Here is a 26,782-nt window from a genome sequence, read left to right on the forward strand (position 1 = left end):
GGTTTAGTGAAAAAATTTATGCATCGCCGCGTTCTTCGATTTCTCCTTCGATATTCAGCAACAACTCCTGCAGTGACTGCTTAGTCTGCGGCTTGGCGTTCCACAGCCGGCGCTGTTCCGCCTCCAGCAAAACCTCCGTCAGTCTGCGCAGCGCCCAGGGATTAACCTCAGCAAACCATTTTTGCATATCTTTGTCCAAAGCGTACTTTTCCGCAAACTTTTCATACATCCAGTCCTCCATAACAGCGCTGGTAGCATCCCATTGGAAGCAATTGTCAACATATGTTGCCAAATCACCTGCTCCCTTATAGCCAAACTCCTTCATGCCCCGTATATATTTGGGATTAATTGCCTCACCGCGGAACAGGCGCTTGACCTCCTCTGCCAGCGTGCGAATCACCACATGCTGACGGTCAGAGCTGTCACTGCAATAGTTTTTCGGCATCTTGCCGCTGAAATTACGCACTGCAGCAATCATGCCGCCGCGGTAAGCGTTATAATCATCGGAATTCAACAAGTTAGACTCGCGGTTATCAATATTGCTTACAGTAACCTCCAGCTTTGCCATCCGCTCTGTAAACAGCTGCGGCCTGTACTGACCTTTTTCGCCCTCGCCATAGACATGCGCGCCCCAACGCACATACACATCAGCAATATCGCCTAGGTCATCCCAATTGCGGGAAGCCAAAAGTGCGCTCACGCCCGCACCATGCGCTCCCGGCGGGTCGCCGAAAATGCGGTAGGATGCCTGCCTCCAAGCCAGCTCCTTATCCACGCCCTCGCTTTCTAATCGCTGAGATTCCTCCACCACATGCTTGCGCACAAAGTTGTCTTCAAAGCTCTCATCCAGTGCTGCTACCTGCTGCACTGCCTTATCCAGCCAGCAAACTGCTCCCGGCAGCGTATCACGGAACAGACTACTGATGCGTCCGGTAACATCAACACGTGGACGCTTCAGCTCATCAAGCGGAATAATCTCGATGCCTGTCACCTTCAGGGTTCCCTTCTGCCAAACAGGACGCACGCCCATCAGGCGCATAAATTCCGCCATACACTGACCATTAGAGCGCATGTTATAGGTTGCCCACAGCAAAATACCAACACTTTCGGGATAACGCCCTTCCTCCGCCACAAACTTGTTGATTACGTCCTCTGCCATCTGCGAACCGATTTTCCACGCTACGGGAGTAGGCAGCAACTGCGGGTCAACGCCGTAAAAATTGCGTCCGGTCGGCAAAATCTCGGCACCTCCGCTCGTAGGCGCACCGCCGGCGCTAGGCTCAATATATTCTGACTGCAGCGCACGAATACAGTTGCTGCGTTCCCAGGTAGTATGCGCCAGACTGGGATACAGCTTATCGCAGATAAAGCCGGCAATTTTAATTATCTTCTGCTGTACAGCTTCATCCCAGCATTTTACGCACTCCAACGCACGTAATTTATCTTCGTGGACTACGAAACCATCATTTTGCAGCAGACGGATAATCTCCAAGCATTGACCGTTGATTTTATCAAGCAGCATACCATAGCTCAAAATACCGTCCGGCAACAGCTTGCTGCTGTTGTCAATCAGTTCGTAATAATCGTAGCCGTAAGCCTGCGCCAAGGTTTTGGGCAGTGACGGCATATCAGGATTTTCCAAGCGCACCAGTGCATAAAGATATTCCGTAAGTTTTTCGCCCTGCGGCGGATTACCCATGATATGCAGGCCGGTAGTCATCTGCATATTCTTCAAATCCGTCAGATATGTGTGCAGATGACCTACATAATCGTCAAAATCAGCGGCATCCTCCTCACGTACCTCGTCTGTAAGGTCGGCAGCAGCAGCTTTCTCTCTGATTTGTGCCATCGGCTCGCTCAAATCGGCATCATTATCAGCCTTAAAGTGCACATATTCCTCCAAAGCCTTTTCCAGCTCCGCCAGCTCATCATACACACCGCTGATGCTAAGCGGCGCCGAGAGATAACTGATGAGGCAGGCCGCACTGCGGCGTTTGGCCTGTATGCCCTCGCCTGTATCCACAACCCAATAGGGATAAACATTAGGTAAATCGCCGGTACAGATATCGGGATAGCATTCATCACACATCGCTACACCCTTGCCCGGAAGCCATTCTAAACTGCCGTGCGTACCAATATGCATCATAGCATCTGCGCCCCAGATATCGCGCAGCCAGTGATAAAAGCCCAAATAATGGTGTGTCGGCGCGCAGTCTGGCGAATGATAGATTTTATCCGGATCCTCGCCAAATCCGCGCGGCGGTTGCATCGTAATAAAAATGTTGCCGTTCATCATGCCGGGAATCAGCAAAAAATCATCATAAAGGAATACATCACCCGGTGCTTCGCCCCAATCCTGCTCCAAGCGTTGCTGTACCTTTTCCGGCAGTGTCTTATAATAATCGCGGTAGGCACTGACGAGGAGCTTGGCATCGGCATTATCAATCTGCTTTTCGCTCATGTAGTCCCTGTCATTCGTCGCACCGGCAATCAGTTCGTCAATAAACTCCTGCCTGTCCGCCGGAATATGGTCAACGACATAACCTGCATCCCGCAAGTCCTGCAGCAGCAAACGCACGCTTTCAATACTGTCAATCGCCGAACAGCTGCCGATATTAGAATTGGTCGACGGATGGTTGTGAAAAACAATGGCTATTTTCTTTTCGGCATTCGGCTTAATACGCAAAAGTGCCAGCTTTTTGGCTTTGCGCACCAACATATTCATGCGCTCCGCAATCGTCTGCGTAACCTGCTTGCCCTCAGCATCACGCTCCATCGTAGTCGCCGGGCAGCTATGGATAATAGCATCAAACTCAGGCAAGCTCACGCTATACGCTACCTCTACGGCACTCATGCCGTCAAAGTTTTCATACCATTCCTGATACGAACGATACAAGGTATAGGCCTGCAGTACCGTGATATTGAGCTTGGTCAAATCATCAAGTGCGCAGGCACGGATGCTGAACAGTGAAAATTTTATAGTGTTGATGAAAACATCGGCATAGCATTTGCCGTCCGCGCAAACATACTTGCTTAAGGCTTCTTTAAAGCCGCCGCAGCCGCTTGCGGCGTCAGGCGAGCTTGTGGAGAAGAAGCATAAGGCGTTGCACCCCAGCGCTTCAATCTCTCTGACTACCGCATCTGCAAAAACGGTATTGCCCCACAGCCAGTCACTGCGGAAGAAGACAACAGCCAGCGTAGGTCTGTCCGCCTTGCAAAAATCACAGCGATATTCCTCCACATCATCGTATACCTTGCCTGAACGAGGATGATAAATGCCATCCCACGGCAAAAGCTCGGGAGCAGGCGCATCACAAGCCACCTGCAAAAACTGCTGCGCCAACCACAGCCACAAATTTGTCCAGTTCTGCAGACCGCCGAATTTATAATAATCATTTATCCGCTTCAGCTCCTCCTCAGCTAGACCGCCGTGCAGTATATCCTCTGGATTACCGGTCATCAGATAAACATGCCTCTTCTTATTGGCAAGCAGATAGGATGAGGATTCCGACAGAAACTTAGTGCTCAGGCCAGTTCCCATCCAGGGGAAAATGACAACCTCCGCCTGCTGCAGCTGCTTTTCCATATCCCTCGTCCATTCTGTATCGCTTGGGACATACAGCACCTGTCCTGCTACAGCTTTCTGCGTCTGCTGCGCCAGCTTCAATGCATCCTGCAGATAGGTTGCAGTTTGCTCCATATTGGTGAGAAATAAAATTTGTTGCATTCTTTCACCTCCGAAAATTATCGATACTCCTATGCTTTCATAAAAATGAGGACGAACAACCATCGCCCTCACAATAAAATAATATTACGCTATATAGTTCTCATACAGTCAAGCACTTCAGACTTATTTGCTAATATCCCTTAAGAAAAACTTCCTCTTCATCAGTAAATATATTTCCATAAGCAAGATTGGCAATCTTCTTAATCGCCCATACGCAGTTTTGATTGGAAGCATATAAATACTTGTCCTTCAAATAGCAGACATGATTATTCTTGACCGCCTCCAGATTAGCCAACGCAGGATCCTCCAAAAATTCCTTTTTATACCCATCCTTATTATCATGCTTAAGCTCCCAGGACAGTGAAAGCAGAAAGTAATCTGGGTTAGCACGTAGCATTACTTCTTTGTCCATCAGCTGACCATTGAGCACCCCTATCTCTGCAGGTGCATTTTTCACCCCCGCAAAGTGGCACATATCATCAAAAAAAGAGCCCTTACCACCGTAATTATGGTTCATTTTAGAAACAAGCATCACACTTTTTGGCTTCATGCTAGCGCTATCAACCTTGCTTTTGATATAGTCAAGCTGTGTCTGCATTCTCTGCTGTAGCTTTTCCGCACGCTCTGATTCCCCCACAGCCTGACCTATCTCCTGAATCTGCTTTTTTATCTCTTCCACATTATTCGCATTGCTCACCACGTATACAGGTATCCCCATGGCGCGATAGGTCTGTATGCGGTTTTCACCTGTGCTCTCTCGGGCGATGATTAAATCCGGCTTGAGTGCCAGAACCTGCTCTGAGGAAAAATCATAGTTTAATTTTGTAGGCTTTTTGATTGCCTCAGTACTGATATAAGATACCGAAGCATCATACATTGATTTAGAGAGAGCAATAACACGCTCTTCATCAACAAGTCCCATTACAATATTGTCCAGATTAAAATGTGTTGTCATAATCCGCTGGGGCTTTTGGGCAAATTTTATTACATTCCCCTGCGAATCAACTACCTGATAGGCTGCCCCGCTTGTTTTTTCAACATACTGCTTTTGACAGCCTGCTGTGCAAAATGCCAGCAGCAGTAAAAGCAGCAGTAAATTCTTCCACATTTTTTCACCTCATTTTCCTGTTATATGAAAAAGCAGGACGGAATATGTCCGCCCCACTTTTTCGGGAGTGTGAGTTATGAAAAGGTTTAGTTATGCCAAATATACTTAGAATGCATATTCCATGCCTACAAGGAAGGAACGGCCGGGAGCACGCCACCATTGTCCGTCCGGGTCTGCGCTCCAGTTATAACGGGCATTAGAATGCTCTGCATAGAATTTGTCGAAGATATTATTAACTTTGAAATAAATCTTTGCATTCTTATTAACATTGTAGTTCATGGATGCATCCCAAACAAAGTAGGTTGTTGCCGGGAAGAAAGCATCAACAGCGTCTGCAGACTGAGGTCCCATACGGTCAATAACACCCTTACCGATCAGGCTGGCATTAAAGTCCTTGTTATCATAATCCAGGCCAATATCCCATGCGCCTTTCGGTACATAGCCGTCAACATTTTTTGCACGTTGAGCAGTCGCATCAATAACTGAATGTGTATAGCCGACATAAGTAGAGAATTGCGGTGTAAATTGTTTTTTCAGTTGTATATCCCAACCGCGCGCTTTTTCATCACCAACATTCGTATACTTCGGTTTCACATAACCGATTCTATTCTCGGAATAGCGTTTGAAAGCATGTGCAGATAATACAAAGGTATCATCAAATTTATGGTTAATGCCTATTTCCTTAGTATTACCGGTTTCCGGCTTGATATTCGGATTACCGTATGATGCACTGTAAAGGTTACTCGGAGAAGGCGGAATGAAATACTCACTATAGCTTACATATACATTGGTTCTGTCATTATTAAAGGTATATCCCAGATTAGCACTGGGAGTAGTGTGCTTGCCAAAGCCGGAGTTATTATCATGACGCACGCCTGCAGTCAGCTTCAGCTGGTCGGTAATATCAAACTGATCCTGCAGGAAGAAGGCTCTGTTCATCATCTTCTTGCCATTAAAAGTAATAACTTTATCATGGCTGAACTCAAAGCCGGCAGTCAGCAAATGATTACCTAACTGTGTAGACAGCTGGTCAGTAATACGTTTGGTATTGGTTTTTGTCTTGTAAGCATTAAAATCAGTATCATTATCAAGATTTACGAAAGATAAAACATTTGTCGTATTACCATCAAAATTACTGTTCAAAATAAATTTATAGTTTTGATTGTCTACTTTACCATTCTTCAAAGCAGGCTCCCACAAAGCAGTATATTTATAATCTGCTTTATAGGAATCATAAGTAGCTGTCAGCTCATGCTTATCGCTCAGCTTTTTAGTGATTTTGAAATTAGTGCTTGTAGACTTGGAAGAAGACGGAGTGGTTATACCATCGCCATCTTTGAAATCTCCACTGAGGTTTCTGCTTACGTTAGCATCCCATGACCAGTCTTTTTCTTTGCCGGACTGACCCATATAGTAGTTGGTTACGCTATTACTGCCGCCGTCTACACGGAAATAAGTAGAAATTTTTTCCGGTTTTTTGGTAATAATATTGATAACGCCGCCCTTAGCATCAGAACCGTAAAGAGTAGAAGCAGAACCCTTCAGTACCTCAATACGATCAACATTGTCCATGTTTTTGAGCATTACTGCAGAAACACGATTACTTACATTGTTAACTCAAACTTCGCACACGGAAAACATCCCGTATGCCTTGATAAATCAGCTTGAACTGAATGTCGAAAGCCATTCACGCACACTTCTGTGCACGCAGACGACTCATCCAAAGAGCGGGCAGATCGTTCAGGAATCGTTCCAAGAGCGATTCGACCAGCAAGACTTCTGACGGATATTCTGCCCGAAGCTGCTCCGCAAACTCCTGCAACACGAGGCGAAGCGCTTCCATGTACTTCAAGTCCGGAAGCTCATCAAGCCCCAGATAGAAGAGCTCGCCGAGGCTTCGCCCATCCGTGTTCTCACGTTCCTCGACAGCCAGGAGCATAAATCGTGTGCAGACGACGGCGACATGCGCCGTCATCGCATCGTAGGAGACGGAACGACAATCCTTGCCGAGCCGCAGGTAGGACTTGCACGCTTTGAAGAACACCTCGATGCCCCAGCGCTTCCCGTAGAGCTGGATGACTTCTTCCTCCGAAAGCGAGAGGTCTGTCGTGACGAGGACGAGATAATCCTTCCGCTTGTTGCGGTTCCGCACGAAGACCAATCGCACAGGCACGAGGGATTCTCCCTGTTTCGTCGCGACAGCATCGACGGACAGGAGGTAACGCGAGCGTCCGCGGCGTTTCTTGTGTTCCTTGTAGATGGCCTTGACGTTCGAGATCTTCCCTTCGCAGGGGTAGCGCACCTTCTTGCTCTTCTTTGCCATAGCGGTGACGTCATAGCCGAGGTCATGGATGGCTTTCAGCGACGACGGCGAGCAGAACCATGTGTCGAAGAGGACGTACTGCGCGGGGATTCCTGTCGCCTTGACCTCCTGCAACAAATTGAGGACGACGGCTGGCGCTTCCATCTGCGCGAGCTTGCGCTGCTTTCCGCCGTTGCTTCTTGCATCGACGGATGCGCTGGCCTCATTGAGCCGGTTCTTTTCCTTCGAGGTTGAAAGAAGGCAGAACGTGAGTGGCAGGAACGTGTTCCCGTCCGTCCAGCCGAGGACGAGCAAGCGGAAGCCCTTCGTATAGCGGCGGCTCACATGGTCGTAGACGTTCGCCAAGAGTTCCACGCGCTTGGAACGCGAGCGGCTGAAGAGCGAATCGTCGACGACGATGGCACAACGCCGGCCGGCATCCGTCAGCGGCTTGATGGTTTCGTTGATGATCCGCGCCGCAAGAAGCAGCGTGAACTTGCGCCAGTTCGTGTGGCAGGAGTTCAAGAAGCGGTAAGCCGTGTCCTTGCCGAACGGCAGCGAATCCTCGTGAAGTCGGCGCTGCATATAGAGCGAGCGGTTCTCGAAGATGATGCTTACGAGCACGAGGAAAACGAGAATGGAGGAAAATCCTTTGAGCTTGCAAGCGTTGGCCGCGCGCAGAATCTGGCCGACATGATAACGACGGAAGAACGCCGAAGTTTTCTTCGAGATGGATTCCATCTGCTGGGTGGTTTGTGATATACTTTTCATAGCATGAGCCTCCGGTGCTTGGTATGTTTTTGAGCCAACATAATTATACCAAACTGGCAAGACTCATGCTATTTTTCTGTTTACAAAGCCTGGACTTTCAAGGGGTGCAGGGGATTTTTACCTGCGAAGTTTGAGTTGTTAATCTTAACACCATCTACCAAAACAACGATTTCATCAGCGTCGTTAATTTTCAGAGCATTACTGTTATCATAGCCGGCAGGAGCGTAGTTGCCGATATAAACACCAGGAACCATGCGCAAGGCTTCAGATAAATCACTATAATGTCTTTCCTTAATTTCCTTACTTGTGATAACACTTACATTTGCATTAGTTTTAAATGCTTCTACCGGAGTTCTTGTTGCCGTAACAACCATCGTATCCAAAAAATATTCCGGAGTGTTTTCAGCAGCAAACGCTGTTGTACCCCATACTACACTTGTACTCATAAGTGCAGACATCAATACCGCGTTACTCAATACCTTGACTTTGTTCATTGTTGATTTTCAATCCTTTCATAATCATCGGTTTAGTTTTTGTTCACGTACAAACACAGCTAGTCTTTCATAGTCCTGCGCTATCTATTGAACCATGAGTTATCATAAACGATATAGCAATCATATAGTCAAGTATTTTTATTTTATTATTTTTCTTTTTGAGAGCCATTCCGCTTTTATATTAAAAAGCAGGACAGAATAAATCCGTCCTGCCTGGCATTGCATACTACATTATTATTTTCTCACATATCTTTGCTTGGAGCTTTTAGGCTTGTCCGGCAGCGTCAAAGCAATTTTGCCGTCATCAATCAACGGCTGCACAATTTTTGACATGGAATAATAGCGCGAAAAGCCCAGGAATTCAATAATCTCCTGTCTGGAGCGCGGCACTGTGCAAAACTCTATCAAGCGTTCTTCTATGCTATATGCCCGCTGTCCATTGTATTGCTCCTGCTCCTCCTGCACACTGCTGACAGTTGCATAAGGTGCATCATAAACCTGAGAAATTTTGCTCTTGAAGGTAACTACAAATTCGCCATGGCGGATACAAAAAGCCGGCGGTGGCAGCTGCGCCTTCTGCAGCTCGTGATAAATAGTCGGAATGCCACTGTAACGGTTTTCGGTAACATGCAGCAGTTCCAAAATATTCGCCAACGCACTGTTGCGTGTATCCGGACGCACTTTGCCTAATGAATCAATCGTCAGCTTGCCATACAAGCCACCGCTGGAAATAATCTCCAGACGATTACGATATATTTCCAGACGCACAGGCACGTTTTCCGAGTGAATACTATAATCCCGGTGCATCAAAGCATTAAGAATCGCCTCACGCACTGCCTTTAAAGGATACTCATCTCTGTCTGCACGCTTGCCCTTATCATCTATAATCGTACTGTGGCGGCTGTTGCGGTTCACAAAATCAACCGCCTCGTCTACCATTTCATCTATCGTGCCTGTAATACGCTCATTATCAATAAAGCGCTCTCCCTGTAATCCCGGCTCGCCCATTACATTGCCGGGCAAAGCAACAGCCGTAATGCAAAGCTGTGGAAAAGCTCCCTGCGGATATTTAGAAAAACACAGCTCGCCTGCCAGCGTCGGCTGTCCGTTTACCATAACACCCATCAGCTCTAAAATATCTTCATCACTTACATGCTTAGCCAAATTTTTGCGTTCTTTTTTTACTGCCTGCAAAAAGCAAGCCAACTTTTCTTCATCAAAAAAGCTTCTGCGTGCACCCGTTGCTTCGCGAATATCGTCTCGGATACGCTTGCGGAAGGCATCATAGCTGTAAATTTCATATTCACTCATCGGTTCATCAGCATCGCCCACACGTATATAAGCGCCTTTCAATCTGCCTGTACCACGATAAAAACACGGTCTTTCTGTGACATCAAGCCCCGGAATCTCTGCCGAAACTACAACCTTGTCATCTATTTCGCAAACAGTAAATAAAGCACGCACACACGGCGACATCTGATTACACTGTTCTGTTACCTTTTTCTGCAAATCCTGCGCATCATAAACACCGACAACCTCAAATCCTTTTCTTTCATCTATGCCGAACACGATAACGCCGCCCTCGTCCTGATTGGCAAAGCTCGACAATGTATCGTATAAACGTGTAGGACAGCCCTTGTTGGCAGCCTTCAGCTCTACTGTTTGCATTTCACATTGCAGATGTTTTATTTTAGCAACCAAATTGCGCAAAGCTTCAGTTTGCATAGTACGCCCTCCTTTTAATTGCTATTGCTCTTACAGTTTAGCAACTTTTTGGCAACTAGTCAATTGTTTTGCCAACTATTTTGACAACATTAACAAAAAAAGTCGGCAAGCAGCATTGCACCGCTCACCGACGTCATTGATAATTTTATTCACTATATACAGCGTCCGCCAAATCCTCTACAGCGTTGACAATGTACTGCGACACGCACAGCACATGCTTCGCCGGCACTGTATAGACCTTTCTGTTTTTCACTGCGTCCGTAGTCTGGTAACCGGAATTGTTCAGCAGTTCCTCCTCCATCTGCTTCGGATCATGCTGACCATCATAATTCCAGCCTGCGAGTAAAAACACCTCCGGATTAAGCTGAACCACTGCCTCCTGATTTACTATGCCAGGCTTATCATAATGCAGCTCCTCCAAGGCATTGCGCACCTGCGCATATCTGCAGACATCGTTAAACGAAGCCTCCGGACTGTAGTAGGCACCGTTACTGCGCATAAAAACAATGCGCTTCTGTTTTTCCTTAGGGATTTTGCCTATTTTATCCTGCACCTTCTTCAGATGCTCGTCCATAGCGGTAACCATCATTTCGCCGCGTTCCTTTTCGCCAACGGCCTCGCCCAGAAAGCGTATGCACTGACGCACATCATCCATACTCTTGGGAGTTTTATAAACATAAACCTGCAGATTCATGTCACGCAGCGACTGAATAACCTCCGGCTTAACAAAATCCGGTATCAATATCAAATCAGGGTGCAGCGCCATAATTGCCTCCGAGCTTTGGCCATCTACTCTGCTGCCCACACTCTGCGCCCGCTCTACAATATTGGATATCCCCGGGTCGTCCACCAGACGTGAGAAGGCAGCAATGCGACTGCTTGGTACAAGGTCAATGAGGATTTCATCAGTGCTTATAGACATAGATATAATGCGTTGGGGTTTTTCTTTAAAATACAGCTTATGCCCCTGCGAATCCGTAACAGTATAGGCTGCAGTACTTTTCGATTTTTGCGCACTATCACTGCTACAGCCTGCAACTATTAATAGTATACTCAAACACAGCAGCAGTGCTGTTATTATCTTTTGATATTTTTGTTTCGGCATATTTTCTTCATCCTTTATTTTCCTTCAGTATAGCTATTATAGCACGAACATCAGCTTTCGACATAAGCAAGTTATAGCAGTTTGGCATATGAAAAAGGCAGAACAGATTTTACTCTGCTCCGCCTTTCTCAAAGGAGTTAAGTGTATATGAATAAGGTTAGGGGCTGATTAGAAGGTGTATTCTACGCCAACCTCAAAGTTTCTGCCCGGTGCAGAATACCAAGAAGTGCCGGTTTCAGGCAGCAAGCAGGCTCTTTGCTCAGTATAAAGTCTGTCAAAGACGTTATTGCATTTTGCATAAATATTGATAACCTTAGACGGTTTATAGTTCATGCCTAAATCAAATACCCAATAAGTATGATAGGAGCTTGCTTCTGCAGAGGTATTATCACCATAAGTTTTGGCAAAACCACCTTGCTTTGCAATGGTACCACGAGCAGCCAGATTAGCACTAAATTTTTCCAGATCATAGCTTACGCCAATGTTCCACGCACTACGCGGAACTCTGCCATCGCTGTTCGGGTTTTTATTAGGAGCAGTCGGTTTAATATAAGTATAGGTATAACCAACATTCGTAGACAGATGACTGTCAAAGGCCTTGCGTACCTGAACATCAAAACCAGTAGCAACTTCCTCACCAGAGTTCAAATATTTCTTAGTGCCTGAATCATAGTTAATGGTATCCTTCATATTGCGTCTGAAAACATGGACACTGCTTACAAAGGTCGGATCAAAGCGATAATTTACACCACCCTCAAATGCAGAACCAGTTTCCGGATTCAAATCAGGTGTACCATATTGACCATACAACTGAGACGGATAAGGAGCTACAAAGAATTTTTTAAAGCCCAAATAATAATTCAGCTTATCATTCGGAGTATTACCTAAAACAATGCTTGGCAACCATTTAGAGCCATAATTAGAATCGTCATTATAACGCACACCATAGGACAAACTCCATGTATCAGTTAAAGCAAACTCGTCATTAATATAGATTGCTTTATTGGTTGTGCTCTTATCGCTGTATTTACTGGAAGCACTAGTCATGTAATTGTCAACCTTGTCTTTATACCATTCAAAACCACCAACAAGAGTATGTTTATCATCAGCCTTCACAGTAACTTGATCACTGAAACCCATAGAACTATAGTGATAAATATAAGGTTGAGTTGTTGCATTAGTTTTACCAGGATTCTTCCAAGTAATTTCATCAGAAACATGTTTATTTCTGTATAATGCCAGCTGATTAGTAACCTTGTCGCTCATTTTTTGAGTATATACGATATTCAGCTTGCTGTTATCTTTACTACCTGTATTGAACTGATTATTCGCCTTATTTGAAGCAACAACATTCCAGCCACCAGTAGGACGTAGATAATCAGCCTTATAAGTCTGATAGGTTACGTTAATATCGGCATTATCATCAAATTTCTTACCAATCTTGAGCATATTGTTTTCGGAATTCAAATGCTCAGGAATTTCTCTGTTCCAACCATCTTTAAAGTTTCCGGAAATCTTCTTTTGTAATGCCAAATCCCAATAGAAGCCATCAACATTGCCTCTATGAGTCAAGTTGTAGCGTTCCTTACCATAACTGCCGGTTGCTGCTGCCAATTTGGTAGATACGCCATTTTCAGTAGCTTTTCTTGTAATAATATTAATAACACCGCCAGCTGCATCAGCGCCATACAAAGTAGAAGCAGAGCTTTTTAAAACCTCAATGCGCTCAATAGAATCCATATTAGACAATTCAGATGTAGCCATTTTGCCATAGGTGCTAGAACTACCATTGATATTTGCACGTACACCATCAATCAAAACTACAACCTTATCACTGCCATTTAAGATTAAACTGTTGGAACTATATACTTCACCGGTATTGCCATAGCCAGCAATAGTAACACCAGGAATAACTCTTAAAGCATCCTGAACATTAGAATAATGATTCTTTTCAATAGTATCTCTGGTAACTACGCTAATATTTGCATTAGCCTTGAACTCCTCTACAGGGGTTCTAGTCGCAGTTACAACCAATTCTCCCAGTAAATATTCCGGTGTTTCTTCAGCATAAACAGCTGATGCACTACCCAAAAGCAGTGTCAAAAGCACCGCGCTGCTCAAACCCTTAACAACCTTCATAAATTTGCACATCCTTTACTCATACTTTATTTGCAGGTAATTCTTTAGGTTAAAATATTCTATCTGCAAATTATTTTCATCAAATAACATATACGAGTATAAACTATATACCGTTCATACAGTCAAGGGAAAATTTATTCTCCTCGTTCCTCCAATTCCCCCTCCATCGACAGAAACAACTCTTGCAAGGCCTGCTTTGTTTCCGGCTTAGCCTGCCACATACCACGCTGCTCCGCCTCCAGCAAAACTTCTGTAATACGGTGCAACGCCCACGGATTTACCTCCTGCATCCATTTCTGCATATCCTTATCCAAGGCATACTTGGCAGCATATTTTTCATACATCCAGTTTTCCATAATATCGCTGGTTGCATCCCACTGATAGCTTACCGCAACATATGTCGCCAAATCGCCAGCCCCCTTATAGCCATGCTTCTTCATACCTGCAATATATTTGGGATTCATTGCTTCGCCACGGAACCAACGCTTCAGCTCTTCCGTAAGGCTGCGCAGCTGCACCTTGCTTCTGTCCGAACTATCGCTGACATAATTACGCGGCATACTGCCCTTGTAACTGCGTACTGCTGCAATCATACCGCCGCGATAATTATTATAATCATCACCGCTGAGCATAGAAGATTCCCTGTGGTCAACATTTTGCACCGTAATATCTATCTGCGCCATACGCTTTTTAAAGACCTCCGGCATATAGGTGCCTTCACTGCCCTTACCATAAGCATGTGCCCCCCATCTGGTATATACTGCAGCAATATCATCAATCGTTTCCCAATTTTTCGCTTCTAAAACAGCACCTGTACCGGCGCCATGTGCTCCCGGAGGATCACCGAACACGCGATACGAAGCCTGTCTCCAGGCCGCCTGCTTATCCAAGCCTGATTTTTCCAGCTCGCCTGCTTCCTCCAGTACATGCTTACGCACAAAGTTCAGCTCAGTCGGCTCATCCAGAGATGCTATTCTCTGCGCAGCATCATCTAGCCAGATAACACTTCCGGGCATACTGTCCCTAAAGAGACCACTGATGCGTCCTGTTACGTCTACACGCGGACGCTGCAGCTCCTCCAAAGGAATCACCTCTAAGTCAACAACGCGTTGGCTTCCAGACTGCCACACAGGACGTAAGCCCATCAGATATAAGAATTCGGCAACGCATTGTCCGTGATTACGCAAATTACTCGTAGCCCACAAAATTATACCGACGCTTTCCGGATAACGTCCTTCTTCTTCGATAAATCTGCCGATAACATCCTCTGCCATCTGCTTACCGATTTCCCAGGCAGGCTTCGTCGGTAGGCATCGTGGGTCGATACTGTAAAAATTGCGTCCCGTAGGCAGCAAATCAGCGCCGCCGCTTGTAGGCGCACCGCTGGGACAAGGGTCAATACATTTGCCGTTTAATGCATTTAAAGTATTTTCCTGCTCCAAGGCAGTCATAAGCAGACTAGGGGCAATATGCTCGCAAATATAAAGCAGAGATTGCAGCAGCTTATCCCGAATTTCCCCTTGTAAATTATTCGCCCAGGATAAGTTAAGCACTTCTTCAATTTTAGCAGCATCAAAGGAATTTTTTTGCAAAATCAAGATAGCTTCTCTTGCCTGCTCGCGTATTTTGTCCAAAAGCATACCATAGGTCATGCTGCCATCAGCCAGCATCTGCTCGCTGTGCTCCATCAGCTCATAGTAATCATGCCCATGCATTGCAGCAAGGTTTTTCATCAATGACGGCACCTTACCGTTATCCAGCTTCGTCAACGCCAACAGATATTCTACCAGCTCTTCTCCTTCCGGAGGCACGCCCAAAACATGCAGGCCTGTACTGATCTGCATATTCTTTAAATCAGTAATAAAATTATGCAGCTTGCCAATATAATCATCAAAATTCTCTGCTTCGCTTTCCGGAACATCCTCGTCAAGATTACATTCTGCAGCTTTGCTGCGAATCATTTCTTTGATGCTATCCATACCCGCAGCGGCAGCATCGTCATTTTTAAAATGACAATATTCCTCCAACAGGTTTTCCAAATCTGCCAATTCTTCGTAAGTACCGGAAACACTCATCGGCGCGGACAAATAGCTTATCAGACAGGCAGCACTGCGGCGCTTAGCCTGAATCCCTTCACCGGTACAGGTAATCCAATAGGGATAGATGTTAGGAATATCACCTGTGCAGATATCAGGATAGCAGGCATTACTCATAGCATTACCCTTTCCCGGCAGCCACTCCAGATTACCATGCGTTCCCACGTGAATCATGGCATCTGCGCCCCAGATATCACGCAGCCAATGGTAAAAGCCAAGATAATGATGTGTCGGTGCGCAATCCGGCGAATGATAAATTTTTCCCGGATCATCACCAAAGCCACGCGGAGGCTGGACCGTAATAAAAATATTGCCGTTGAGCATACCGGGGACAATCAACACGTCGCCGTAGCGGAAAACCTCGCCCGGTGCTTCGCCCCAGTCGCGTAAAAGCTGTTCCTGTGTTTTTTTAGGAAGCTGCTCAAAAAAACTTTTATAGTCCAGCTTTTCCAGCTTACCGTCAGCTGTTTCCAATAATGCCTCAGAGATAAAGCGTCTGTCATTTGTAGCATGTGCTGTTATATCATTAATAAACGACTGACTGTCTGTCGGTATATTATCAAGCCTATAGCCTTGCTTTTGCATTTCCTCCAACAATAGGCGTACGCTTTCAATCGAATCCAGACTGGCAGCGCTGCCGATATTGGAATTGGTCGGCGGATAATTATGAAAAACTATCGCTATTTTTTTATCACAAGGCTTTTTATAACGCAACGATGCGAGCTTGCGTGCCTTTCTTGCCAGCATATCAATGCGGTCTGCAAGCGGCATGCGGTAATGTGTACCGTCCTCACGTTCCTCATTGGTGGAAACCGGCACGGAATGCAGAGCTCCGTCAAATTCTGGCATACAAACAGCATAGGAAACCTCATTCGGAGTTAGGCCAACCATGCTCTGCTGCCACCACTTATAAGGCATATAGGTATTTACTACCTGCAGCACAGGCACACCAAGCTGCTGCAAATCCTGCAGCTTTAAAAATCCTGTAACTGTCAATGAAAATACAAAGGGATTAATAAGAACATCTATACAGGGCTTACCATCTTGATAAAAAAACCTTTCAAATGCTGTGTCTAAGCTTACTGCACCAGTCTGTTCATTAGGCATGGTAGTGCTAAATACAGCAATAACATTACAGTTTTGTGCTTCTATCGCCTTGATAATCTCATTTTGATATGCAAGGCGTTGCCAAAGCCAATCCTCACGCGAAAAGATAAAACCCACAGTAGGCTTGCTGCTGTCATAATGCTTTGCCAGATAAGCATCAAGCTCAACAAACTCATTCTTAAAATCCGGATGATAAATTCCGCACCAAGGCAGTTGTTCCGGCAGCTTATAAGCTCCCTTTTGCTGCGTAAAGGCAGCAACAAGATATAAGCACAGATTCTGATAATTCTTCAGACCACCGCAGGCCAGATATTGCTTCAGCAGGCTCTTTTGCTCCTCCTGCAGGCCGTAATCCATCTTATCATCACCTGGGTCAATGATATCAAAAAGATGGCGCAGCTTCTTTTGCTGTAAAAAGGCAGAAGCTTTTTTCAGATAATCACAGCTCAAACCTGTACCCATCCAGGTACAAAAGAAAAATTTTGCTCCCTGCAGTTTCTGCTGCCAATAGCCGTTCCACTGCTCACTGTCATTTATTTGAATTACTTCGACAGCGTCACTGATTTCTTTGTTCTCCATGGTGTTTAAAGCATCGCGCATACCAACATAATGGGGTTCCATGTTGGTCACAAAAATGATGTTTGCCACTTTCCTGCTCCTCTCAGCTTACTTAAAATATTCAGGATATACCAGCTTATCAATTTCCAAAATACTGTCAGCGACATATTGACTTACGCAATACATATCCTGACCGGACAACGTCACCAGATTTTTATTTTGAATTGCTTTTACGCTTTGCAAAGACTTGTCATTGAGCAGTTCTTTTTCTGTTTCCAAGGTCTGCGTAGGTGCACCGTTCCATCCCGGCATGATAATGACATCAGGATTGGACTGGACAATAAATTCCTTTGAAACAGTAGTATTCTGTCCTGTCTGTAATTGCTCCATGCAGTTATCAACCTGAGCATATCGGCAGATATCGGCAAAAAGCGAGCCCTTAGTACCAATCACTCCATGTCCTGACATCACAACAACCTTTTTCTGCTGGTTAATGTTTGCAGCCTTGATAACAGATTGTGCCTTAGCGATTTTTGCATAATATTCTTTAATTACCGCTTCGCCCTGCTGCTTAGCATCCACAACATCAGCAATCTCACGAATCGTTTTTTTAATATCCGCCACCGTATATGGTGTTTTATAAACATATACACTGATTCCCATATCGCGGATAGTCTGAATACTGTCTGGTGTCCACCAGTCTCCCAAAATGACAAGGTCGGGCTTTAAGGCCATGATACGCTCTACGCTCGGCGTTCCTTTAATGCGCTCTTTAACAGCCTTGCTTTTTTCCACGACATGCGAAATTCCTGCATCATCACAAAGATAGCTTACAGAAGCTATACGCTCCGGCTCCACTAAACCAAGCAAAATTTCATCACAGCTGATGGAGAAGGAAACTATCCGCATAGGATGTGCAGGTACCTTTACCTCATAGCCCTTGGCGTCCTTGACAACTCTCGTTCCGTTGTTTTCCGACTTATCATTGCCGCATCCCAGACATGAGCAACAGGCTATTACTATACACAAAAAAAATACTGCTAATTTTTTCACTGTCATTCACCTTAAATATCCGTCAAATTTATTGTTACAAATTCTGTAGACAAAACCTGTTTCTTTTCTTCATCAAAATCTATAATCAGCACTGCCTCGCGTCCTTCATAGGTAAAAAGTACTTCCCCATTGCAGAGAACAGCACTTTGCGCATGGCTGCAATCCATGCCTTCTGTCCCCGTCTGATTACAGATAAGCACCGGAATACCATTTGCCGAACGGCTCAAACGCTTCCACGCCTCTTCCGGCGGTCCTGCATGACCTCCAGGAGGCCAGGCAGCAACAACTACAGCAAGCTCTGCTCCCTGCTCGGCAATTTTTTCTCCGTGCTCGGCAAAATATGCATCCGCACAGACCATAACACCGGTATTGATACCTTCTAAATTCCAAACCTCAAATTTTTCTCCGGGATGTGCCCAGTTTTCCGTTATCCACGGCACAACCTTCGTTTTATCGTGACGATTATAATATGTTCCGTCCGGCGAAATAATTGCGCAGCTGTTACGCGGAGTTTTTTCGTCGACAAAACCACAGCCCAAAAACAACCTTTGCTTGTATTGCCTGCAAGCCTCCATAAACTCCTGTAAAAGATTATTTTGCAGCGAAGCAAGCTGAAACTGCTTATCGCTGCGCATCATATAATAACCCTGCAACGCCATTTCCGGCGTCAGTACCCAACTTGCGCCATACTGTGCCGCCAGCTTCATCCCCTGTAAAATTTTCTTTGCATTATCCGCTTGCGGTCCGCAGCAATATGCAAAATGCAAAAAGGCTATTTTCAAAATTCAAGCCCCCTCTCCAAAAACGTCTGTATATAGGTGTGGTGGCATAAGCGTTATGTATGCCTATGCCACCACTGGTGTATGAGAAAAAAGATTATAAGCTATTAGAAGGTATATTCTACACCTGCAACAAAGTTACGGCCCGGTTGTGAATACCAGCCATCGCCGCCAGGATTACGCATATCATAAGTCATATCCGTATACATGCGGTCAAAGATGTTGTTCAGCTTAAAGAATACATTCATGCCTTTAACAGGCTTGTAGTTCAAAGCAAGATTTGCAGTCCAGATGCTCTTATAGGTATCTAAAACCTGCGCCTCATTAGATTTACTGCCGGGACGGTCTACGATACCTTTAATATTCAGGCTGCCGTTAAATTTAGTATCGTCATAGTTAAATGTCAAATCATATTGACCTTTAGGGATGTAGCCATTGCGGTTAGGATTAACAGTTGCAGAGGCTGCCGGAATATATGTATGTGTATATGCAGCAGTAGCGCTGAAGTGATTATCAAAAGTCTTAGTCAGTTGAACATCCCAGCCCTTAATCGTTTCTGCGCCTGCATTGTAATACTTCCAGGTAACATTATTGAAGCCGATAAGATTATCGGAATCTGTACGGAAATAATGAGCAGAGAAGGTAGTCTTGTCATCAATACGTGTGTTAAGACCAATTTCTTTAGTTTCGCCTTCTTCAGGATTCAGCTTCTCACTGCCATAGAACGGATTGTACAGCTCATACATGTACGGAGCACGGAAGAATTCCTTATAAGATACATACATGTTGGTCAAATCGTTAAATTTATAGGAAAGCACGCCGCTGCCTGTGGTTTTGTTGCCATACTCGGAATGCTTGGAGAAGCGCACACCGGGAGTAAAGCCCCAAGCACCAAACTGCATCTGGTCCTGAATAAAGAAAGCCTTATTATCTACAGTACCGGTCATGTTAGGTGTATACTGGTCCTGGTATTTGTTCATAGCGTCTTTATAGTAATCATAACCACCAACAATGGTATGATTACCGTTTGCATATGTCAGTTCTTCAGAGAAACCCCAGGTTTTTTCACGCATCAGCCACAGAGAAGCCGGATGATTAGTATCATCGTCCAAGTCTGATGTACGGGAGAAATAGGTCAGTCTGTTGCTCAGCTTATCGTTGAATTTGTAATCAAAAGCAACAGTATATTTTGTATTGTCTTTTTTACCATCAGTCATACCACCTGTAAAAATAGTCGGTCCCATCATAGAGGAACCTGTTTCCGGTCTGCCGTAATCCAGCTTGTAGCGGGAATAAGAAACATTGATATCAGCTTTATCGTCAAATTTTTGGCCCAGCTTTACACCATAGCTCTTGCTGTCAATTTTATTGGGAGTGGAATTGCCATGGCCATCCTTATAATCGCCCATTTTATCTGTCTGACCATTAACAGTCCAATAGAAGCCGCCTTTAGTCATGCCTTCGTTATAAACATTATATGTTTTCTTACCATAGCTGCCCCAAGCGCCGGAAATTTTTGTAGTTGTACCACCGGCTTTAGGCTTACGGGTAATAATATTGATTACGCCGCCGACAGCATCACTGCCGTAAAGAGTAGAAGCGGAGCCTTTCAGCACCTCAATTCGTTCAATATTATCCATATTGCTTACTTCGGAAGGTTGGAATACGCTAAATGTAGAACCATTGGTGTTCGCTCTCTGTCCGTCCACCAAAACAAGAACATGGCTGGTACCATTAACATATAAATAGTCAGCAGAATAGTTAGCACCGGTAGCACTGTAGTTTTGGATGGCAACGCCCGGAACAGCACGCAGGGCATCACTTACCGTCTGATAATGCTTTTCTTCAATATCCTTACGGGTAACAACGTTTACGTTAGCATTTGCTTCAAAATTGCTTTCTTCCAATCTACTGGCAGTAACAACCATTTGATCAAGATTAAATTCGCCTATTTTTTCTTCGGCAAATACACCTTGTGCACTGCCGGCACAAATACCGGTTATCAGCATACACATTAATAAGCTCTTAGAACTCTTCTTCACAATAACACCTCATCTTCATAAACTACAGAACAACTCTTGACAAATGCTATGTCAAGCATTTTAATAATATATAGAACCAAAATCCTAATTGTTCTACTTATCATTAAGAAGAATTTTAAAGTATCTACCTATAGTATAGTCAAGCATTATTTTTACAGGTGAATTTATGAATAAATTATCAGAAACATATTTTACAATCGGAGAATTTGCCTCTCTGTTCAAGCTATCGAAGCAAACATTATTTTATTATGAACGCAATAATATTCTTAGGCCTGCTTATATTGATGAAAACGGTTATCGCTATTACTCTTTAGAACAGTATTTTATCTTTGATATTATTATCAATATGCGTAAACTTGGAATCCCCTTGAAAGAAATTGCCGATTATATCCAAAACAGGGATGTTAATGCTTTGCAGCTTTTTTACAAACGCAAACAAACAGAATACCAGGTACAGATTGATATTATGCAACGCAACATTACTAATCTGCAGACAAAAATCAATCGCCTGGAAAAAATAAAAAATGTTACTACTGATAAGATTACTTTAGAAGAACAGGCCGAAGAATATTATATAGCAACACCTTTCTCTGCCCCGAAAATCTCAATCAAAGAAAAAATAAAGCTGGTTGCCAAGCATAACTACCCTTTCGCTAGCAGCGAATTGTTAAACGAATATCTGATGGGATATATCCTGCCTAAGGACGCTCTGCAGCAAGGCAATTTTTTAGCAATATCACATCTTTATACCCGTATCTCCCATCCTGATGAATACACCGACGTGCAAATAAAAAAAGCAGGCCTATACGCCTCCATTTATACTCCCAACGGTTTCCATACACAATACGAATACTCTTTCAAAAAGCTTTTGGCATTCATTGAACGTAACGCTTTAACAATTGTCGGCGATGTATATATTGAACAATTACGAAATTATTGGTCTACTGCTGATTATACAAAATATATTGTAAAAATAATGATACCTGTAGATTATCTCTAAAAAACAAGCCCCTAAAGCAATCTTTTAATTACTTTAGGAGCTTATTCGTCATTATTTTGCTTCGCTTAACACTTTTTGAAACAGCTCATGCACTTCTTTATCGGATTTTCCTTCAGCCATAGCAGCTTTGGCCTGTTCGACGGCATTTTTATAATTTTTGTGCGCTGCATCATCAGGAAGATTATCGATATCATAATTCATGACACTATTGAAAATCTCATGAATTTCTTCTACTGATTTCCCTGCAGCTTTTGCAGCCTCAACATGCTTCATGGCCATTTTATAGCGATAGCCTGCGTGGGGTGTATTAGGTAAAACATATTCCGGGTGTGACATATCTTATCCTCTCCTCTGTATTTATTTTTTGGACAAATATATTCTACGGTATATACTCATAGTAGAGTAAAGCACTTTTTTCGTAAAACTATTTTGGATAATATTGAGTCAAAATCGCGAAAAGCAAAGCCTCTCTTTTCTCCCCAACTTCACTATCTAACCAATAAATGTTATAATAAACATAACTATTACGCAACGTATTGTGTTAAAGAACCAAGGTGATACATCATGAGTAAAAATCCTAAACTATACTATACTGCAGGCGAGCTGGCAGATCTTTTTGAGCTACCGAAGCAAACCTTGCTTTATTACGATAAAATGGGCGTTCTGTCCCCGGAATTCATTTCTGAAAACAACTATCGCCATTATTCCCTCAAACAGTATTTATTATTGGAAATCATCTTGAACATGCGCAAGCTGGGAATACCTATATCTAAAATCAAGGAATATCTGGTAGAACGCAGCATTGACAGCCTGCAGGCTCTCTTACAAGCTAAAGACCGTGAATGTGAAGAAATTATTGCACATAACGAAAAAATACGCAAAAATATTCACGTTGTTTTTCAGCAGCTGGATAAAATCCGCGAAAGCCGGCTTGATCAGATAACCGTCACCTTCCGCCGTAGCAAGCGATTCCTGCTAAGTCCTGTGCCGCCGGAATGCAGCGGCGACGAAAGTATTAAAATTCTTGCCAGACATAACTTGAATGTTTTTTCCAAAGAGCATTTCAAGGAAAAGGCTGTCGGCTGGCTTGCAGACAAAAATTGCTTTTTGGCAGGTGAATACAGCCGACCGCTGGCCTATTTTTCCAGTGTTAATTCTGATTACCATGGCAAAATGGAGTGTTACACCCGCCCCGCAGGACTCTATATGACGCAACGCTTTCAGGGTACCTTCCGTGAGCATGTACAGGAGTTGGCGGAGTTTTTTAAAGCTTATATGCAGCGTAATAAGCTGCACGCCGTAGACAATCTTTATATTATGCCCCTGAAAAATCATTGGATGACACCTGAGCCCGAAGAATATATCTACCAGATTTCCCTACGGGTTGAGCCTGATGAAAATTAAAAACTGCACCATCCAGTATCGTTTCCGATACTAAGCGGTGCAGTTTTTTCTATTATGCTTTCTACTTAACCCTTAAATGCTGCGCACCCTGCATAGCGAAGGCTTCGCCATAGGCAGCATGGGCGATTTCCTGTACGCCGAAGACTACGTCCTGCGAGCAGTTGTAGATATAGCCTTCATTGGGATAAAAAAGCTGCTTGCTTTTGATGGCGCGCATGGTCTGCAGCGACGGATCCTCTAAAAATTTCTGATTATATTTTTTGATATCAAAATTGCCGTGGTCGTTATACACCGGCATTATCAGCAAATCTGGATCAATCTTCACCAGCATTTCCTTAGTAATCTGCTGGCCGTTTTTGATTCCTGCAGCCGAAACGCCGTTGATAACGCCTGCTTCCTTGCACATGTCGTCAAAAATACACCCCTTGCCGCCGTAGGAGCTCATCAGCGAAACAAGTACAATTTTCTTCTTCTTCTGCGGCTTAAGCGCCGCTACCTGCTGCTTAACCTGCGCCAGTCTGCTGTCCATCAGCTTCACCAGCTCTTCTCCCTTACTGTCGGCGTGCATGGCTTTGGCGATAGTGCGCACGTTTTGCCTGATATCCTCAATAGTCGCCGGTCCTTTCAGTACGATAACATTCATGCCCAAATTACGCAAGTTTTCGACACGGTTCATGTCGCTCCAATCGTAGGCAAAGACCACATCCGGCTTCAGCGCCAGCACCTCTTCGGCCGAAGGATTTTTGATTTTGTGCTGAATTTTTTTAGCCTGCTCTACAAGGTTAGAGCTTACCGGATCATCGGCCATATAATTGACGGCAACCAATTTATCTTCCATGCCCAGCCCCATTATTATACCATCACTGCTAAGCGCCAGCGTCAGCACCTTTTGCGGTGCCTGCTTGAACGTGGTTACGGTTCCATGCTCATCAGTTACTTTATAGCTTCCGTCTGCGGCAGCGTCTTTTCCGCCGCTATCTTGTCCGCAGCCTGTAACTAAAAGCAGCAGCAACAGCAATAAACAAAAAATTTTCCTCATGCTTCAAGCCTCTATTCTCATCATTTTACCTTTGCTGTATTGACTTATATGCGGCAATACCGACAATACAGTAATTTATATTATAAAGTATATAGCGCTATGATAGTCAAGAGGGATTACAGTAATATTCCCCTCCCACACGTCAAAAAGGCAGCGCATTGCGCCGCCTTAAGGGTTAAACTGTTATGTGGTTAGAAGGTGTATTCTGCTCCAATGATGAAGCGTCTTCCCTGTGCAGGATAGGAGTATGCATAATTTACAGCTCCAGCAGATTCAGCATATGCTTTGTTCAACAGGTTATATCCTTTAGCATAGAAGGATAAATCCTTAGATGCTTTATAAGATACGGACATATCCAAGGTAACATAATTGCTGTCCACGTATTTTTGAGTATAATTACCATACCAATCGTTTGCGCCAGACGTATCCGCGCCACTGCCGCCACGCAGGAATAAATCAGCATTCCACAGATCATCATGATAACGAACACCAAAGCGATACATATTAGGAATGTAATTGTTATCACGAACATAGCCGCTACCATCATTATTATCATTTCTTACGCGTACATAGGTATAGGAAGCTTCTAAATTCCAATTGTCATTGAGTTCATGGCTAATACTTAATTCCAAACCATTTTTCTTTTGTTTATCAATATTTGCTGCTTCATCCAAATAAATCATATAGTTGGGATCAGTTGGATCAACATAACTTGTTTGTTTCCAATCGATAGCATCCTTCAAATTGCTTTGGAAGTAACTAATATCTATACTTGTTTTATTATTAATTTTTGTTCCATATCCTAACGTCCAGGTTTCTCCCTTTTCTGGCTTTAAATCAGAATTGCCTTTATAAATAATTTTAGATCCCAAACTATCCTGATAAGGGGGGTAGACCTCATTAGTATTGTAATATAAATTATCTATATTCGGTGCCTTGAAAACCTGTCCCCAATTAAAGTATGCATGACTGTTTTCATCGAATTTCTTGTTCAATCCTGCACTGAATGTTGTCTTGCTGCCAGCCTTGCTATGCTTGTCATAACGAGCTTCAGCATTTAAAGACCATGTAGGGGAAAATTCCCAAAAATCACTAATAAACAAGGCAAAATTATTGATATCACCTCCATCAGCATAACTAATATAGTTTGTAGCTTTAGACTTTCTATAAGAGGTACCGAAGACAAGTTTATTATTCTCGGAGGTAGTCAATGATTGTTGTGCATCAAAGCCATAATCCTTAGCTTCCATACCACCTTTATTGTAATAATCTAATTTATTATGATAAACCTGCAGATAGCCAGCATCAGATTCATTTACAGTCCAATCATATTTTGCGTAAATGTTAGTAGTTTTTTTATTTGTTGCATTTAAAGACGGATCCTTAGCCTTAGTCGGACTAAAGCCATCAAATTTACTATAGTCATAGCCAACAGTCAATGCTGTTTTGTCAGTTAAGTCTTGTACTAACTTCAAAGAAACCTTTTCATTATCATAATTTGAAGGCGCCGCCCATCTCTTAGTATCTCCATCAGCAACATCTTTATACTTATAATATCCTTGTTTATATTTAGATGCAGCAACCATTACACCTGTCTTACCTTCTTTAATGGTATACATGGCCTTTGCGTCGCGGGCCTGATTAGAGCCAAAACCCATAGAAACCTTACCATAGCTATGCTCCATCTTCTTAGTGATGATATTAACTACACCGCCAACTGCATCGCTGCCATAAAGCGCACCGCCATGACCTTTAACAACTTCAATGCGCTCAACCAGACTAACATCTGGTAATTGATTAAAGTCAAAGCTAGCTCTGCCACCACTAGTTGAACCCATTTCATTATTTACACGACGACCATCAACTAATACTAATACACGTTCATCACCGTTTAAGACAAGTTTTTTTTCATAGGCACCCTTACCCGTATCCAGCACATTCGCTCCCGGCACATCCTTCAGCGCATCTGCCACATCCAGATAATGTCTGTCAGCAATTTTCTCCGCAGAAATAACAGTTGCATTTACAGGAACATCAACCATTTTGCTTTCGGTTCTAGTAGCAGTTACCACCATATCCTCCAGCGCGAACTCCTGCAAATCCTCCTGTGCAAACACTGTGCCCCCCCATACTACAGTTGTACCTGCAAGCAAGGACACCATTACAGCATTACGTAAGCTTTGAACCTTTTTCATACTCTAAACCCACCTTTGAATAAAATTTATAGCAAACCATCCGCCTCTATACTTTCAAGACAGGCGTACAGCAAAACTAGCTTTCTCTCTCAGCTATCAGTTTATCTTCTTATCACTTACTCGTCAACGGCAAAAATA

General features: G+C 43.9%; 17 protein-coding genes. 2 read left to right on the plus strand and 15 right to left on the minus strand.

Features of this window, described 5'->3' with window-relative positions:
* Positions 1 to 16 precede the first annotated feature (16 nt).
* From cobN (M5E81_RS06345) to M5E81_RS06405, 12 genes are all read right to left on the minus strand, one after another.
* Entirely contained in the window at positions 17 to 3,727 is a 3,711-nt protein-coding gene (gene cobN / locus M5E81_RS06345; protein ID WP_249747054.1) for a cobaltochelatase subunit CobN, read from the minus strand.
* A gap of 130 nt (positions 3,728 to 3,857) precedes the next feature.
* Positions 3,858 to 4,835 carry an ABC transporter substrate-binding protein gene (locus M5E81_RS06350; protein WP_249747055.1) on the minus strand — a complete coding sequence of 326 codons (978 nt, stop codon included), beginning with the start codon at positions 4,833 to 4,835 and terminating at the stop codon, positions 3,858 to 3,860.
* A 105-nt stretch (positions 4,836 to 4,940) separates the two neighbouring features.
* Entirely contained in the window at positions 4,941 to 6,407 is a 1,467-nt protein-coding gene (locus M5E81_RS06355) for a TonB-dependent receptor (protein WP_272881117.1), read from the minus strand.
* Positions 6,408 to 6,522: 115 nt separating this feature from the next.
* A complete protein-coding gene (locus M5E81_RS06365; RefSeq protein WP_249747056.1) occupies positions 6,523 to 7,908 on the minus strand; it encodes an IS4 family transposase in 1,386 nt (461 codons plus the stop codon).
* A gap of 80 nt (positions 7,909 to 7,988) precedes the next feature.
* Positions 7,989 to 8,354 carry a TonB-dependent receptor plug domain-containing protein gene (locus M5E81_RS06370; RefSeq protein WP_249747057.1) on the minus strand — a complete coding sequence of 122 codons (366 nt, stop codon included), beginning with the start codon at positions 8,352 to 8,354 and terminating at the stop codon, positions 7,989 to 7,991.
* Between the two features lie 282 nt (positions 8,355 to 8,636).
* Complete coding sequence (locus M5E81_RS06375; protein ID WP_249747058.1) at positions 8,637 to 10,127, minus strand: ATP-binding protein; 1,491 nt, start codon at positions 10,125 to 10,127, stop codon at positions 8,637 to 8,639.
* A 145-nt stretch (positions 10,128 to 10,272) separates the two neighbouring features.
* Positions 10,273 to 11,232, minus strand: coding sequence for an ABC transporter substrate-binding protein (locus M5E81_RS06380; protein WP_009145748.1), 960 nt, complete (start codon positions 11,230 to 11,232; stop codon positions 10,273 to 10,275).
* A gap of 168 nt (positions 11,233 to 11,400) precedes the next feature.
* Positions 11,401 to 13,371, minus strand: coding sequence for a TonB-dependent receptor plug domain-containing protein (locus M5E81_RS06385; RefSeq protein ID WP_249747059.1), 1,971 nt, complete (start codon positions 13,369 to 13,371; stop codon positions 11,401 to 11,403).
* Positions 13,372 to 13,505: 134 nt separating this feature from the next.
* Positions 13,506 to 17,222 (minus strand): cobaltochelatase subunit CobN, encoded by a 3,717-nt coding sequence (cobN, locus tag M5E81_RS06390; protein WP_249747060.1) that lies wholly within the window; start codon positions 17,220 to 17,222, stop codon positions 13,506 to 13,508.
* Between the two features lie 18 nt (positions 17,223 to 17,240).
* Positions 17,241 to 18,161 (minus strand): ABC transporter substrate-binding protein, encoded by a 921-nt coding sequence (locus M5E81_RS06395; RefSeq protein WP_249747061.1) that lies wholly within the window; start codon positions 18,159 to 18,161, stop codon positions 17,241 to 17,243.
* A 35-nt stretch (positions 18,162 to 18,196) separates the two neighbouring features.
* Positions 18,197 to 18,967, minus strand: a complete 771-nt coding sequence (locus tag M5E81_RS06400; RefSeq protein WP_249747062.1) for a carbon-nitrogen hydrolase family protein — start codon at positions 18,965 to 18,967, stop codon at positions 18,197 to 18,199.
* A 104-nt stretch (positions 18,968 to 19,071) separates the two neighbouring features.
* Positions 19,072 to 20,979 (minus strand): TonB-dependent receptor plug domain-containing protein, encoded by a 1,908-nt coding sequence (locus M5E81_RS06405; RefSeq protein WP_249747063.1) that lies wholly within the window; start codon positions 20,977 to 20,979, stop codon positions 19,072 to 19,074.
* Positions 20,980 to 21,172: 193 nt separating this feature from the next.
* On the opposite strand from M5E81_RS06405, the gene M5E81_RS06410 reads away from it, so the two are divergent.
* Complete coding sequence (locus M5E81_RS06410; protein ID WP_249747064.1) at positions 21,173 to 22,006, plus strand: MerR family transcriptional regulator; 834 nt, start codon at positions 21,173 to 21,175, stop codon at positions 22,004 to 22,006.
* A 51-nt stretch (positions 22,007 to 22,057) separates the two neighbouring features.
* Here the strand turns inward: M5E81_RS06410 and M5E81_RS06415 are convergent, their stop codons facing one another.
* The gene (locus tag M5E81_RS06415; protein WP_210684331.1) at positions 22,058 to 22,342 is read right to left on the minus strand and encodes a hypothetical protein; all 285 of its coding nucleotides are present in this window, start codon (positions 22,340 to 22,342) and stop codon (positions 22,058 to 22,060) included.
* Between the two features lie 228 nt (positions 22,343 to 22,570).
* On the opposite strand from M5E81_RS06415, the gene M5E81_RS06420 reads away from it, so the two are divergent.
* Positions 22,571 to 23,410, plus strand: a complete 840-nt coding sequence (locus M5E81_RS06420) for a MerR family transcriptional regulator (RefSeq protein ID WP_249747065.1) — start codon at positions 22,571 to 22,573, stop codon at positions 23,408 to 23,410.
* A 61-nt stretch (positions 23,411 to 23,471) separates the two neighbouring features.
* Here M5E81_RS06420 and M5E81_RS06425 read toward each other — a convergent pair whose 3' ends face one another.
* Together M5E81_RS06425 and M5E81_RS06430 are read right to left on the minus strand one after the other, a co-directional pair.
* Positions 23,472 to 24,449, minus strand: a complete 978-nt coding sequence (locus M5E81_RS06425; RefSeq protein WP_249747066.1) for an ABC transporter substrate-binding protein — start codon at positions 24,447 to 24,449, stop codon at positions 23,472 to 23,474.
* Between the two features lie 191 nt (positions 24,450 to 24,640).
* Positions 24,641 to 26,644 carry a TonB-dependent receptor plug domain-containing protein gene (locus M5E81_RS06430; RefSeq protein ID WP_249747067.1) on the minus strand — a complete coding sequence of 668 codons (2,004 nt, stop codon included), beginning with the start codon at positions 26,642 to 26,644 and terminating at the stop codon, positions 24,641 to 24,643.
* Between the last annotated feature and the right edge of the window lie 138 nt (positions 26,645 to 26,782).

This window comes from Phascolarctobacterium succinatutens (assembly GCF_023497905.1).
Lineage (GTDB): Bacteria > Bacillota > Negativicutes > Acidaminococcales > Acidaminococcaceae > Phascolarctobacterium_A > Phascolarctobacterium_A succinatutens.

Coding starts and splice junctions, on each gene's coding strand:
- M5E81_RS06425 (WP_249747066.1), bottom strand. CDS start 24,449: ATGAGGAAAATTTTTTGTTTATTGCTGTTGCTGCTGCTTTTAGTTACA.
- cobN (WP_249747054.1), bottom strand. CDS start 3,727: ATGCAACAAATTTTATTTCTCACCAATATGGAGCAAACTGCAACCTAT.
- M5E81_RS06415 (WP_210684331.1), bottom strand. CDS start 22,342: ATGTCACACCCGGAATATGTTTTACCTAATACACCCCACGCAGGCTAT.
- M5E81_RS06350 (WP_249747055.1), bottom strand. CDS start 4,835: ATGTGGAAGAATTTACTGCTGCTTTTACTGCTGCTGGCATTTTGCACA.
- M5E81_RS06405 (WP_249747063.1), bottom strand. CDS start 20,979: ATGTGTATGCTGATAACCGGTATTTGTGCCGGCAGTGCACAAGGTGTA.
- M5E81_RS06420 (WP_249747065.1), top strand. CDS start 22,571: ATGAGTAAAAATCCTAAACTATACTATACTGCAGGCGAGCTGGCAGAT.
- M5E81_RS06410 (WP_249747064.1), top strand. CDS start 21,173: ATGAATAAATTATCAGAAACATATTTTACAATCGGAGAATTTGCCTCT.
- M5E81_RS06365 (WP_249747056.1), bottom strand. CDS start 7,908: ATGAAAAGTATATCACAAACCACCCAGCAGATGGAATCCATCTCGAAG.
- M5E81_RS06370 (WP_249747057.1), bottom strand. CDS start 8,354: ATGAGTACAAGTGTAGTATGGGGTACAACAGCGTTTGCTGCTGAAAAC.
- M5E81_RS06380 (WP_009145748.1), bottom strand. CDS start 11,232: ATGCCGAAACAAAAATATCAAAAGATAATAACAGCACTGCTGCTGTGT.
- M5E81_RS06375 (WP_249747058.1), bottom strand. CDS start 10,127: ATGCAAACTGAAGCTTTGCGCAATTTGGTTGCTAAAATAAAACATCTG.
- M5E81_RS06355 (WP_272881117.1), bottom strand. CDS start 6,407: ATGGACAATGTTGATCGTATTGAGGTACTGAAGGGTTCTGCTTCTACT.
- M5E81_RS06385 (WP_249747059.1), bottom strand. CDS start 13,371: ATGAAGGTTGTTAAGGGTTTGAGCAGCGCGGTGCTTTTGACACTGCTT.
- M5E81_RS06430 (WP_249747067.1), bottom strand. CDS start 26,644: ATGAAAAAGGTTCAAAGCTTACGTAATGCTGTAATGGTGTCCTTGCTT.